Source organism: Pseudonocardia sp. SID8383 (assembly GCF_009864975.1).
GTDB lineage: Bacteria > Actinomycetota > Actinomycetes > Mycobacteriales > Pseudonocardiaceae > Pseudonocardia > Pseudonocardia alni.
In genome coordinates this window covers 1-13,074 of sequence record NZ_WWFY01001045.1, presented here as the reverse complement: position 1 = coordinate 13,074, position 13,074 = coordinate 1, and the positions used below count along the sequence as shown (strand labels likewise).

The 13,074-nt window shown below is 72.2% G+C and carries 13 protein-coding genes and 1 tRNA gene; 8 read left to right on the top strand and 6 right to left on the bottom strand.

Annotated elements, in window-relative coordinates; translation table 11 throughout:
* The 5 genes from GTW08_RS24995 to GTW08_RS24980 all read left to right on the top strand — a co-directional run.
* A partial coding sequence (locus GTW08_RS24995; RefSeq protein ID WP_161152622.1) for a metallophosphoesterase occupies positions 1–559 on the top strand: 559 nt, incomplete at its 5' end.
* 73 nt (positions 560–632) lie between these two features.
* Positions 633–709 (top strand) — tRNA-Leu (locus GTW08_RS24990).
* Between the two features lie 294 nt (positions 710–1,003).
* On the top strand, positions 1,004–1,132 hold the full coding sequence (locus GTW08_RS32600) for a hypothetical protein (protein WP_255497756.1): 129 nt from the start codon (positions 1,004–1,006) through the stop codon (positions 1,130–1,132).
* Between the two features lie 149 nt (positions 1,133–1,281).
* Positions 1,282–1,914, top strand: coding sequence for an ANTAR domain-containing response regulator (locus GTW08_RS24985; protein WP_062402721.1), 633 nt, complete (start codon positions 1,282–1,284; stop codon positions 1,912–1,914).
* A gap of 354 nt (positions 1,915–2,268) precedes the next feature.
* The gene (locus tag GTW08_RS24980; protein ID WP_073576986.1) at positions 2,269–3,594 is read left to right on the top strand and encodes an ABC transporter substrate-binding protein; all 1,326 of its coding nucleotides are present in this window, start codon (positions 2,269–2,271) and stop codon (positions 3,592–3,594) included.
* A 252-nt stretch (positions 3,595–3,846) separates the two neighbouring features.
* On the opposite strand, the gene GTW08_RS24975 is transcribed toward GTW08_RS24980, so the two are convergent.
* The 5 genes from GTW08_RS24975 to GTW08_RS24955 form a co-directional block, all read right to left on the bottom strand.
* A complete protein-coding gene (locus GTW08_RS24975) occupies positions 3,847–4,662 on the bottom strand; it encodes an ABC transporter ATP-binding protein (protein ID WP_062402724.1) in 816 nt (271 codons plus the stop codon).
* Positions 4,659–5,654, bottom strand: a complete 996-nt coding sequence (locus GTW08_RS24970) for an ABC transporter ATP-binding protein (RefSeq protein ID WP_083658863.1) — start codon at positions 5,652–5,654, stop codon at positions 4,659–4,661. Before GTW08_RS24970 ends, GTW08_RS24975 begins: the two co-directional genes overlap by 4 nt.
* A complete protein-coding gene (locus tag GTW08_RS24965) occupies positions 5,644–6,639 on the bottom strand; it encodes a branched-chain amino acid ABC transporter permease (protein ID WP_062402727.1) in 996 nt (331 codons plus the stop codon). Before GTW08_RS24965 ends, GTW08_RS24970 begins: the two co-directional genes overlap by 11 nt.
* A gap of 10 nt (positions 6,640–6,649) precedes the next feature.
* Positions 6,650–7,954 (bottom strand): branched-chain amino acid ABC transporter permease, encoded by a 1,305-nt coding sequence (locus GTW08_RS24960; protein ID WP_253068015.1) that lies wholly within the window; start codon positions 7,952–7,954, stop codon positions 6,650–6,652.
* 253 nt (positions 7,955–8,207) lie between these two features.
* Positions 8,208–8,636: a PaaI family thioesterase gene (locus tag GTW08_RS24955; protein WP_073576985.1), complete on the bottom strand. Its 429-nt coding sequence runs from the start codon at positions 8,634–8,636 to the stop codon at positions 8,208–8,210.
* Between the two features lie 227 nt (positions 8,637–8,863).
* Between GTW08_RS24955 and GTW08_RS24950 the strand changes: the two genes are divergently transcribed.
* A complete protein-coding gene (locus tag GTW08_RS24950) occupies positions 8,864–9,457 on the top strand; it encodes a carbonic anhydrase (protein WP_073576984.1) in 594 nt (197 codons plus the stop codon).
* Positions 9,458–9,461: 4 nt separating this feature from the next.
* Here the strand turns inward: GTW08_RS24950 and GTW08_RS24945 are convergent, their stop codons facing one another.
* Positions 9,462–10,310 carry a class I SAM-dependent methyltransferase gene (locus GTW08_RS24945; protein ID WP_073577126.1) on the bottom strand — a complete coding sequence of 283 codons (849 nt, stop codon included), beginning with the start codon at positions 10,308–10,310 and terminating at the stop codon, positions 9,462–9,464.
* Between the two features lie 300 nt (positions 10,311–10,610).
* On the opposite strand from GTW08_RS24945, the gene rpsA reads away from it, so the two are divergent.
* Together rpsA and GTW08_RS24935 are read left to right on the top strand one after the other, a co-directional pair.
* Positions 10,611–12,104, top strand: a complete 1,494-nt coding sequence (rpsA, locus tag GTW08_RS24940) for a 30S ribosomal protein S1 (protein ID WP_073576983.1) — start codon at positions 10,611–10,613, stop codon at positions 12,102–12,104.
* A 237-nt stretch (positions 12,105–12,341) separates the two neighbouring features.
* A partial coding sequence (locus tag GTW08_RS24935) for a hypothetical protein (RefSeq protein WP_161152621.1) occupies positions 12,342–13,074 on the top strand: 733 nt, incomplete at its 3' end.

The following is a 13,074-nucleotide window of genomic DNA, read 5'->3' as shown; positions in this document are numbered from 1 at the left end:
GTCCTACTCCTCCGCCGCACGGCTGCTCGACGGCCTCGGCGCGCTGCACGTGCCCGGCAACCACGACGACCGCGCCGCGATGGCCGACGCCGTCGGACCGGTGGGCGACCGGCTGCACCGCACCGGCGGGACCACCGTCGCGCTGCTCGACACCCTCGTACCCGGGGCGCCGCACGGCGCGCTGTCCGACGCCGCGGTCGCCCTGCTCGCCGAGGCCGTCCGGGATCCCGCGCCGCTGCTGGTCGCCCTGCACCACCCGCCGGTCGCGGTCGGGCACCCGGTCCTCGACGGGATGCGGCTGCTCGAGGCCGGTGTGTTCGAGGCACTGCTCGCCGCGCGCAGCGACCCGACGCTGGTGGTGTGCGGGCACGTCCACACCCCGCTGGCGACGACGTTCGCCGGGCACCCGCTCGTCGTCGCCCCGTCGGTGGCGCCCGCCCTGCGCTGGCCGGACGTGCCCGGGACCGGGGGTAGCGACCCCGTCCCGGCACCGGGTGGGGTGCTGCACGTGCTCGGGGACGGGCCGCCGCGCAGCCGGTTCCTGAGCTGGCCGGTGTGAGGCGGGTCGGCTGCCGCGGGTTGCCCGGAACCCGCTAGGATCGGTTCACAACAGAATGCAGCGAATTGCTTTCGCCCTCGTATTCCAACTGGCAGAGAAAGCGGTCTCAAACACCGTACAGTGTGGGTTCGAATCCCACCGGGGGCACCATTCGTCGATCTGAGAGACGTGTCGGCCCACGGCTGCGGGCCCCGCGTCCCGGGGTGCCCCCACCTCCTGGCCTGCATGTTCCTCCGGGTGGACGGGCTGGGGCACACCCGCCCGATCCTGCTCGGCAATGGCGGCGCCACATCGTCGGCGCCCGCCCCGACCGCGTCCTGCGCGACCCGCCCCCTTCCGGCGGCTGCCGCGCCACGAACGGGGTCCGGGCCCGCCCGTCCGACGGTTCCGTGCGCGAGTACGCCACTCCGCGCCGGTTCCTCGGCACCACCTCCGACGACCGTCATGCCGCTCGCCGAGGCGGCCCCGGACCGGGTGGGGAGCGCGCACCGGCCGGCGCACGCGACCTCGCCGTCGGTCGCGCGACGTGACGCCGTCGCCGCGCCGGACGCCGCGCTCGGCCCGGCGGCGTGAGCACCGCCGCCCCTGCCCGATCGGACGGGTAATGCGGCCGGCGGAGCGTGTTTCCGCACACGAAAGGCCGAAGTGGTTCGGCTGTGCACCCGTACCGCCGGTAGCCTGGGCTATCCGGACACCCCACTGACCGATGAAGGAGTTCTCCGGTGACCGACAACGTTCCCGCAGAGACGCCGGCCGAGGACGGCCCGCAGCCCGGGTGGCGGGTGCTGGTCGTCGAGGACGAGGCGCTGATCCGCATGGACCTGGCCGAGATGCTCTCCGAGGAGGGCTACCGCATCGCCGGTGAGGCCGGTGACGGTGAGGCCGCCATCACCCAGGCCCGCGAGCTGAAGCCCGACCTGGTGATCATGGACGTCAAGATGCCCAAGAAGGACGGCATCGAGGCGGCGTCGACCATCGTCGAGGAGAAGATCGCGCCGGTCGTCATGCTGACCGCGTTCAGCCAGCGCGAGCTGATCGAGCGCGCCCGCGACGCCGGCGCCATGGCCTACCTGGTCAAGCCGTTCGCCCGGCACGAGCTGGTCCCGGCCATCGAGCTCGCCGTCTCCCGGTTCGCCGAGAAGAAGGCGCTCGAGGACGAGGTCGCCTCGCTCAACGAGCGGTTCGAGACCCGCAAGGTCGTCGACCGGGCCAAGGGCCTGCTCATGACCGCACAGAAGATGTCCGAGCCGGAGGCCTTCCGCTGGATCCAGCGCACCGCGATGGACCGCCGGACGACCATGAAGGCCGTCGCCGAGGCGGTCGTCGAGGGGCTGGCTCCGGCCAAGTCCTCCTGAGACACAGGCGGTGGTCGACCACCGCCGCCCGGCACCGTCGTTCCGGCCCCGTCGCGCACCGCGCGGCGGGGCCGGCGTCGTCCGTGCCGGCCGGCGGGCCACCCTGCCGGGCCCCGCCGGCCGACGGTCCGTCGACGGGGCCGGTGCCACCGTTCCGATGCATCACGAGACCATTCCGGTTACCGAAGGTGCCCGTCCGGGCACCGGAAAAGATCCACTTGTGTCACGCTGGTGTCGGCGGATCACATTCCTGTCACGAGTGGTGACGGTGTCCCCTTTCCTGGTTCGGGCGTACTACTTTTCCGCCATCCTCCCGCGCTGCTTCGGGCGGGCGGAGAACCGAAGGGGATTCGAATGACGCGAACGACGTGGCGACTCGCCGCCCTCGCCGGGGCGGCGTCGCTGGTACTGGCCGGATGCGGTGGCGGGGACACCGGTTCCGGCGGGGCCACCGGCGGCTCGGAGGAGCCCGCCGCCGCGGGGCAGGCATGCACCCCGCCGCAGGCACAGGCCACCGGCAATCCCGGCACCGCGCCGCTGAAGATCGGCTCCCTGCTGCCGGAGACCGGGAGCCTGGCGTTCCTCGGTCCGCCCGAGTTCGCGGGGGTGGACGTGGCGGTCGAGGAGATCAATGCTGCCGGGGGAGTCCTCGGCAACCCGGTCCAGCACCTGCGCGGTGACTCGGGTGACGACACCACCGACATCGCGAACCAGACCGTCGACCGGCAGCTCAGCGCCGGGACGCAGGTCATCGTCGGTGCGGCCGCGTCGGGTGTGTCGAAGCTGGTCATCGACAAGATCACCGGTGCGGGTGTCGTCCAGTTCTCGCCGGCCAACACCTCCGACGAGTTCACCTGCTGGCAGGACCGCGGCCTGTACTTCCGGACCGCGCCGCCGGACGTCCTGCAGGGGCAGGCGCTCGCGCAGCTGATCACCTCCGACGGTGGCCAGCGGGTCGCGCTGCTCGCCCGCAACGACCCGTACGGCTCGGGCCTGGCGGACAGCGCCGAGCGCAACCTGGTCTCCGCCGGCATCCCGCAGGACCAGATCACCAAGATCATCTACGACCCGAACGCGGCGTCGTTCAACCCCGAGATCGACCAGGTCGCCCAGTTCAACCCGGACTCCGTCGCGGTCATCGGCTTCGACGAGTCCAAGCGGATCCTGTCGCGCATGAGCGAGGTGCAGATCGGACCGGCCCAGAAGGCCGTGTACGGCACCGACGGCAACATGGGCAACGCCCTGGGCGAGGGACTGCCCGCGGGCCTGCTGAACGGGATGAAGGGCACTCTGCCGCTCACCGAGCTGTCGGGCGACTTCCGGCAGCGGCTCACCGCGCAGGACCCGAGCCTGACCGACTTCAACTACGCGGCGGAGTCCTACGACGCCGTCGTGGTCTCGGCGCTGGCCGCCGAGGCCGCGAAGTCGACCAACGGTGCGGACATCGCGACCCAGATCAACGGGATCACCAAGGACGGCGAGAAGTGCACCGACTTCGCCGGCTGCAAGGCGATCCTCGACCGGGGCGGTGACGTCGACTACGACGGCGCCACCGGCACGCTCGACTTCACCGACGCCGGTGAGCCGGGCTCCGGGTCGTACGGGGTCCAGACCTTCAACGGCCAGAACCAGATCGACGAGGCGGCGACCACCTACGTCCGGGTCGGCGCCCAGGGCTGACACGCCGCACCACACGCACCGACACGAGGGGGCGGGCCGCCACGGCCCGCCCCCTCGTCGTGCTCGGGACCGGCCGGGCCCCACCGGCGGGACGATGCCCCGGCCCGCCACCCGGCGCGACGCAGGGCACCACGCCCGGGCGGCACCCGGTGCGCACCGGCCCGGTGGTCCCGGTGGACCGGCGCCGGGAACACGACGGCCCCGCCCCCCGTGGGTGGGGGAACGGGGCCGTCGCGGGACCGGCGCGTCAGGTCATTTCTTCTCGCTGCTGCCGGCCAGCGTCCCCAGGTACAGCTCGATGACCTTCGGGTCGTTCAGCAGGTCGCGGCCGCCCGCGGTGTAGGCCGCGCGGCCCTGGTCGAGCACGTAGCCGCGGTCGCAGATCTGCAGGCAGCGACGGGCGTTCTGCTCCACCATGATGACCGAGACCCCGGCCGCGTTGATGCGCTTGCAGCGGACGAACACCTCGTCCTGGAGCATCGGGGACAGGCCCGCCGACGGCTCGTCGAGCAGCAGCACCGACGGTTCCATCATCAGGGCCCGTCCCATCGCGACCATCTGGCGCTCGCCGCCGGACAGCGACCCCGCCTTGATCTTCCGGCGCTGCCCCAGCATCGGGAACAGGTCCGCGACGACGTCGAAGCGGGTCGCGAACGTCTTCGGCCGGAGGAACACACCCATCTGCATGTTCTCCTCGATCGAGAGCGAGGGGAACACGTTGTCGCGCTGCGGGACGTAGCCGAGCCCCTTGGTGACCAGGGCGTGCGCCTTGGCCCCGGTGATCTCGGCGTCGCGCAGCCGGACCGTGCCGCTGCGCACGGGGATCAGCCCGAACATGGCCTTGAGCAGCGTCGACTTGCCGGCGCCGTTGGGCCCGATGATGCCGACGATCTCGCCGTCGCGGAGGAAGAAGTCGCTGCCGGTCAGGATGTCGACGCCCGGCACGTACCCGGCGACGAGGGTGTCGACCCGCAGCACGGCGCCCTCGGCGAGCTCGCGGTGGACCTCCGGGGTGGCGGCCTGCTCCGGTGTCATGGCCCGGTCGGCGCCGGGTGCCTGCTCGCTCATGTGCGCTTCCCCTCCTGATCCGGGTGGGCCGTGCCGGTGCCGTCGTCGGCGAGGGAGCCCTCGAACTCGGCGGCCTCCATCTCGGCGACGATCTCCGCGGTCTGCCCGACCGGGTTGCCGTGCTCGTCGAACTCGAGGACCTGGTCGTGGTGCGAACCGAGGTAGGCGTCGACGACGGCCTGGTTCGACGACAGCGCCGAGGGCGGCCCCTCCGCGATCACCCGCCCCTGGGCCATGACGACGACCCAGTCGGAGATGTCCCGGATGACGTCCATGTCGTGCTCGACGAACACGACGCTCATGCCCTCGTCGCGCAGCGACTTCACGTGCCCCAGCAGGCTCTGGGTGAGCGCCGGGTTCACCCCGGCCATCGGCTCGTCGAGCATGACGACCTTCGGGTCCATCATCAGGGCCCGCGCCATCTCGAGCAGCTTGCGCTGCCCGCCGGACAGTGACCCGGCCAGGTCCTCGGCCTTGGTGTCGAGCTTGAAGCGGGCCAGCAGCTCGCGGGCCTGCTCGGTGATCCGCCGTTCCTGCGCCCCCCAGCCGGTGAACAGCGCGCCGAGGAAGGTCTCGCCGCGCTGCCCGACCGCGCCGAGCTTCATGTTCTCCAGCACCGTCATGCCCGCGAGGGCCTTGGTGAGCTGGAACGTGCGGACGACGCCCTTGCGGGCCACCCGGTGCGGCGGCAGCTTCTGCAGGGGGTTGCCCTCGTAGATCCAGGAGCCCGTGTCGGCCCGGTCGAACCCGGTCAGCAGGTTGAACAGGGTCGTCTTCCCGGCGCCGTTGGGGCCGATGAGGCCGGTGATGGCGCCGCGCTCGAACTCCAGGTGGGCGACGTCGACGGCCTTCAGGCCGCCGAACGTGCGGGTCACGCCGTCCACGGTGAGCACCGGGTCCGGTTTGGCGACGCCCGGCTCCGGGGCGACGCCGGTGAGCGTGCGGGCCGGGTCGGTCACGGTCGGGTCGGGGGTCGTGTCCTCAGCGGCCATCGCCCAGCACCTCCCTGCGGCGTCCGAAGATGCCCTGTGGTCGGAACACCATCATGAGGCCCAGGAACAGGCCGACGAGCACGAAGCGGATCGCGCCGACGTCCTGGGAGGAGATGAACGGCAGCAGCGGCGACTCCCCGGCCGTCGCCTGGCGCAGGAACGCGTCGGCGACCGACAGCAGGAACCAGAACGCCATCGCGCCGACCACCGGGCCGAAGACCCGTCCCGCGCCGCCCAGGATGAGCGCGGCGTAGGCGAAGAAGGTCTGCGGCGGCGAGTAGAAGTCCGGCGTCAGCGACTGGGTCGCCAGGGCGAACACGATGCCGCCCAGCGCGCCGAACACCCCGCCGAGGGCGAGCGCCTGCATCTTGTAGGCGAAGACGTTCTTGCCCAGCGCGCGGGCGGCGTCCTCGTCCTCCCGGATCGCCTTGAGCACGCGGCCCCACGGGCTGCGCACGAGCAGCCAGGTGAGGAGCACACACAGCCCGACGACCGTCCAGCCGACCAGGATCGACCAGAGGTCCGGCCCCCGCAGCGACAGCACCCCGAAGTCGTAGGTGCCGGTGCCGAACGGGTTGGCGCGGGCGAAGGAGTCGGCGAACCCGGTGAGGCCCTGGGTGCCGCCGGTGAACCCGGTCTGCGAGGTCGACCGGGTGATCAGGCGCAGGATCTCCGACGCCGCGATCGTCACGATCGCCAGGTAGTCCGCGCGCAGCCGCAGCGTCGGGATGCCGAGCACCAGGGCGAGCGCGACCCCGCAGGCCATGCCGATGAGGACGCCCAGCCAGAGCGGGGCGCCGTAGTTCGCGACCGAGATGCCCATGCCGTAGGCGCCGACCAGCGCGAAGCCGATCTGGCCGAAGTTGAGCAGCCCGGTGTAGCCGAAGTGGATGTTGAGGCCGAGGGCCAGCAGCGCGAAGAAGATGGCCGAGGGGCCGATCAGCTGCGAGAGCCCGACCGTGAGGAGCTGTCCGAAGTCGATCATGTCCGCCCCCTCAGCCGATCCGTGCCCGGGACCCGAGCAGGCCCTGCGGCCGGAACACGAGGATCACGATCAGCACGGCCAGCCCGCCCAGGTACTTGAGATCCAGCGGCAGCACCAGCGTCGAGAGCTGCACCAGGATGCCGACGATCAGGCAGCCGAGCAGTGCGCCGTAGGCGGTGCCGAGGCCGCCGAGGATGACGCCGGCGAACATGAGCAGCAGCAGGCGGAAGCCCATCTCGTACTGGACGGTGGAGGACAGCTCCGACAGCGCGAACAGCACGCCGCCGAGGGTGGCCAGCGCCCCGCCCAGCATCCAGACGAACAGCACCACGCGGTCGACGTCGATGCCCGACGACGCGGCGAGGTCCCGGTTGTCGGACACCGCGCGCATGGCCTTGCCGATCCGGGTCTTCTGGAGCAGCAGCGCGACCGCGACGAGGACGACGATCGCGATGACGATGGCCGACAGGTCCTTGTCGGTCAGCGCGACCGGGCCGTAGTTCCGGACGGTCTGCCCGGTGTAGTCGGCGAAGGACTCCGACCGGCCACCGAAGATGATCAGCACGAGGTAGCGCAGCGCGATCGACAGGCCGATGGAGACGACGAGCTGGGCGATCAGCCCGGCGCCCCGCCGGCGCAGCCGCCGCCAGATGCCGAGCTCGTTCGCGGCGCCCAGCAGGGCGCCGATGAGCATCGCGACGATCGTCGCGGGGATCAGCTGCACGCCGCCGCCGACGTTGATGAACCAGGCGATGACGGCGCCGATGGTGACCATCTCGCCGTGCGCGAAGTTCGTCAGGCCGGTGGTGCCGAAGATCAGCGACAGGCCGACCGCCGAGATGCCGATGACCAGGCCGAACCGGATGCCGTCGACGAGCAGCCGCAGGAAGGTCGCGAACCCGCCGGTGTCGGTGCCCTCGACCTCGGCGCCGAAGCGGAACACCACGGTGTTCAGCGATCCGGCGGTCACCTCGCGGGTGGTCTCGCCCTGCAGGACCTCGGTGCCGGGCGGCAGCGAGGCCTCGTCGAGCCGGAACAGGTACGAGCCCGCGCCGGGGACCGTCAGGGTCCAGCGGCCGTTGGCCTCGGAGCGGGTCTCACCGGCCGGCGCACCGTCGCGCTCGGCGGTGATGCGTACGTCCGGCAGCGGCTGACCGTCCTGGTTCCGCAGCGTGCCGCTGACGTCGATGCCGTCCGCCTGCTGGAACGGGGCGACGGCACCGGGGGAGGCCGGTACGGGGCCGGCGGGGGCGGTCGCCGCGGCGGCCGTCCCGGACAGGACGAGCGCGCCCAGCAGGGTGATGAGCAGGCCCACCAGCCACCGGGCGGTCGTGGGGATCGGGGAGGGCCGGGACGCACCGACGGGCGGGGTGGCCGCGCGATCGGCGCGCGGTCGGCGCGGGAGCGGGGGTGGTGACAACGTTCGTCCTCGGTGGGGTCGTCGGACACGACTCTGTGCGACACCCTGATGGGTGATGGGGGCGAACGTAGCCGAGGAGAGAACTGGTACGGACGTCTCGGACCAGGACGTAGCCGAGACGTAACGCGACGGTGCCGCAGGGCGAGCGTCAGGTCACCGGCGGTCGTGTGTCGCGGTGCAGACAGGTCAGCTTCGCGGTGCAGACGCGACGGCCGTCGTCGTCGACGAGGACGATCTCGGTGGTCGACGTGGACCGTCCGACATGGATCGGCCGCGCGGTCCCGGTGACCCAGCCCGACGTGGCGGAACGGTGGTGGGTGCAGGCCAGCTCCAGCCCGACCGGGAACCGCTCGGGCAGCGCGTGCAGCGCGGACAGGGTCGACCCGAGGGTCTCGGCGAGGACGCCGCTGGCGCCGCCGTGGAGCAGCCCGTAGGGCTGGCGGTTGCCCGCGACGGGCATCCGGCCGACGACCTCGTCGAGGTCGGCCTCGAGGATCTCGATGCCCATCCGGTCGGTGAGCTGCTCGTCGGCGTGCTCGGAGCTCAGCTCCGGCAGCTGGTCGGGGGTGATCGGCACCCGCCGACCCTACGACGCGCCGCCGCCCGGGACGACGTGGCGCCCCGTGGTCCCGGTCGCCGGTGCCCGCCACGACCCGGCCGCCGGCCGGGCGGAGTGGCTCGAGACGGTCCGGGCCGCCGGCCGTGCGGGTCTCGTCACACGGGAGGGGTGCGGCGGCGTGCATGCTTGCCCGCACGGACCCGTTCGCCGATCTTGGTCGGTGGAAGCCGACCGAGGGAGACCCTATGGCGAACGACAGCAGGCCGACCGCGGCCCAGGCGTGGCAGATGATGCTGGAGGGCAACGGGCGCTGGCAGCGCGACGAGCGCGAGGATCCGCGACGGTCCGCCGAGGAGCGCGCCGCCGCCGTGGCGGGGCAGACCCCGGCCGCGATGATCCTCTCCTGCTCGGACTCCCGCGTCCCGGCGGAGCTGGTGTTCGACCTGGGGCTGGGAGACCTGTTCGTGGTGCGGACGGCCGGTCAGGTCGTCGACGACGCGGTGCTCGGCACGCTGGCGTTCGGCGCCGGGGCGCTGGGCATCCCGCTGCTGGTGGTGCTCGGCCACTCCCAGTGCGGTGCGGTGAAGGCTGCCGTGTCGGTCGCCGCCGGGCAGCCCGCGCCGGCGCCGTCGACGCTGGGTGCGCTGGTCGGCGACATCGTCCCGGTGTGCGAGGGCGAGGGCGAGGGCGCCGTGGCCGGCGCGGTCGACGCCAACGTCCGCCGGGTCGTCGCGCAGCTGACGTCCGACCCGTCGCTGTCGGGGGCGGTCTGCAACAACCACCTCACGATCATCGGTGCCCGCTACGACCTGGAGACCGGCGCGGTCCTCGAGGTCTGACGGCTCAGCCCGGCCGGTGGGTCACGAGGATCGCGGTGCCGGGGAACAGCGCGCCGCGCAGCGGCGACCACTGTCCCCACACCCGCTCGTGGCCCTCCGGCCACTCCGGCTCGACCAGGTCGTCGAGCACCAGGCCGGCGGCGACGACATCGCGCACCCGGTCGCCGAGCGTGCGGTGGTGCTCCACGTAGGTGGCCCGGCCGTCGCCGTCGACCTCCAGGTACGGGGTCCGGTCGAAGTAGGACTGGACGACGGTGAGCCCCTGCTCGCCGGGGTCGTCGGGGAAGACCCAGCGCATCGGGTGGTTCACCGCGAACACCCAGCGCCCGCCGGGACGCAGCACCCGGTGCACCTCGCGCATGACCCGACCCGGGTCGGCGACGAAGGGGATCGCCCCGAACGCCGAGCAGGCGTGGTCGAACGTGGCGTCGGCGAACGGCAGGTGCTCGGCGCCGGCCTGCACGAGCGGCACCGGCAGCCCGAGCGCGTCGTTCAGCCGGGCCGCGTGACGCAGCATCCCGCCGGAGACGTCGAGCGCGACCGGGTGCGCCCCGCGGCGGGCCAGCCACCGGCTGCACGGGGCGGAGCCGGCGCCCACCTCCAGCACCCGCTTCCCGACCAGGTCCGCGGGCGGGCCGAGCAGGCCCGCCTCGTCCTCGTGCAGGTTCTCCGGGCACCAGACGAACGCCTCGTCGCCGATGTCGGAACCGTGCTCGGCCAGGTAGTCGTCGGCGTCGGCGTCCCACCAGCGGCGCCCGGCCGCCTCGGACTCGGCGCTGCCGACGCGGCGCCGGGCGACACCGGCGGTCCCCACGGTGTCCTCGGCGGAGAAGTACTCGTCGCGGCTGCTCATGACCACCCGATCGTCGCAAGCGCATGCGCTCCCGCGGATGGCGGACCCGAATTGCCGGGGGGTTTGCGGGCCGCGTACCATTCTTCCCGCACCGTGGTCAACGTGTCGGCCGACCGCGCGGCGCCACTCCAGCGCCGATCTCGCGGATGTCCGTGCACCGATGTTCCCGACCACGGGAATCGACGCCAGAGGGTGACTGTTACAACGTCACAGCTACACGTACCAGAACCGGGGCGCGCTGCTGCAGCAGAGCCGACCGGGCCGACCATGCCAGAGAAATCCATCGGAGCACCTCACTACATGTCCACCGACACCACCGCCGCCCCGACCACGCCGCAGGTCGCTATCAACGACATCGGGTCGGAGGAGGACTTCCTCGCCGCCATCGACCAGACGATCAAGTACTTCAACGATGGCGACATCGTCGAGGGCACCATCGTCAAGGTCGACCGTGACGAGGTCCTGCTCGACATCGGCTACAAGACCGAGGGCGTCATCCCCTCGCGTGAGCTGTCGATCAAGCACGACGTCGACCCCGCCGAGGTCGTCGAGGTCGGCGAGTTCGTCGAGGCCCTCGTCCTCCAGAAGGAGGACAAGGAGGGCCGGCTGATCCTGTCCAAGAAGCGCGCGCAGTACGAGCGCGCCTGGGGCACGATCGAGGCGCTCAAGGAGGCCGACGAGCCGGTCGAGGGCACCGTCATCGAGGTCGTCAAGGGCGGCCTGATCCTGGACATCGGGCTCCGCGGCTTCCTCCCGGCCTCGCTGGTCGAGATGCGCCGCGTGCGGGACCTGCAGCCCTACGTCGGTCGCAAGATCGAGGCCAAGATCATCGAGCTGGACAAGAACCGCAACAACGTGGTCCTGTCCCGCCGCGCCTGGCTCGAGCAGACCCAGTCCGAGGTCCGCAGCGAGTTCCTCAACCAGCTGCAGCGCGGTCAGGTCCGCAAGGGCGTCGTCTCCTCGGTGGTCAACTTCGGTGCGTTCGTCGACCTGGGCGGGGTCGACGGTCTGGTGCACGTCTCCGAGCTGTCCTGGAAGCACATCGACCACCCGAGTGAGGTCGTCGAGGTCGGCCAGGAGGTCACCGTCGAGGTCCTCGACGTCGACCTGGACCGCGAGCGCGTCTCCCTGTCGCTGAAGGCGACCCAGGAGGACCCGTGGCGCCTGTACGCCCGGACCCACGCGATCGGTCAGATCGTGCCGGGCAAGGTCACCAAGCTCGTCCCGTTCGGCGCGTTCGTCCGCGTCGAGGAGGGCATCGAGGGCCTGGTCCACATCTCCGAGCTGGCCGAGCGCCACGTCGAGATCCCGGAGCAGGTCGTCCAGGTCGGCGACGACGCGATGGTCAAGGTCATCGACATCGACCTCGACCGCCGTCGCATCTCGCTGTCGCTGAAGCAGGCCAACGAGGGCATGACGGTCGACACCGAGTTCGACCCGACCCGCTACGGCATGGCCGCCGAGTACGACGACCAGGGGAACTACATCTACCCCGAGGGCTTCGACGTCGACTCCGGCGACTGGAAGGAAGGCTTCGACGAGGCCCGCGCGGCCTGGGAGAAGCAGTACGCCGAGGCGCAGGCCCGCTACGACCAGCACATGGCGCAGATCCGCAAGGCCGCCGAGGCCGAGGCGGAGGGCGGCAACGACATCGCGCCGGCGAACTACTCCTCCGGCGGTGACGAGGACCGGTCGACCGGCGGCGGTGGCGGTGGCCAGGCCGAGTCGGGTGGTTCGCTCGCCAGCGACGAGCAGCTCGCCGCGCTGCGGGAGAAGCTCTCCGGCGGGGCCTGATCACCCCCGGCCGGTCCCGCGCGGACCGGCCACCAGCACCACACCGGGCCCCGGTGACCGTCACGGTCACCGGGGCCCGGCCCGTTTCCGGGCCCCTACGGGCCCCGGTCGACACCCGTTCACGTCGCCCGGCGTGTCAGAGCGGACACGCCAGGTGCAGATCACGGTTCGGCTGCGGTTGGTCACGGCGCGCGCAGCCGTCCGGAGTCGATCTTCGGGTCGGCCTAGATTGGGTGCATGGCCGGCCGTACCGTCCGCCGGACGCGTTCCGGCGAGTCCCTGTCCCACGACCGCACGTTCCTGCGTCACGGGCGGTCCGCACTCGCGGGCGTCCTGCTCGCCGCGGTCCTCGCCGGATGCGGCACGGCGTCCGGGGACACCGGGATCGCGGTCCCGACGTTCCCGGCCGAGCAGTCCGGCGCCGCCCAGGCAGGGCGGGAACCGATCCCGATCGCGCTGCCCACCGACTGTGTGCAGCTGATGGACCCCGAGCAGGCCGGAGCGCTGTTCGGGCAGGTCCTGGGGTCGGTGTCGGTCCAGTCGGTCCGCGGCGTCCCCGAGGCGTCGGTGAACCGCACCGAGCGCACCGCCTGCACCTACCGCGCGGGCGGCCAGGCCCAGGCCTTCGGCGGGGCGCGCAACTCCGGCCCGGTGCTGTTCCAGCTCAACATCGGCCGCTACGGCGACACCGCGTCCGCGACCCGTCAGTGGCAGCTCAACACCAACGCCGAGCGCGGCTCGGCCACCGCCTCGCGTGACATCACCGTCGGCTCGGTCCCCGGCGTCCTCGTCGAGCGGCCGGACGAGACCACCCTCGCCCTGGTCTACGGCGTCGACACGCTGACGTTCATCCTGCCGGTGGCCGCTCCCGGCCAGACCCGGTCCGCGGCCGAGACCCTGCCCGACCTGGCCCAGCGCATCATCCCGGCGCTGACGCCGACGCAGCCGCCGTCCGCGCGGCCGACGCCCG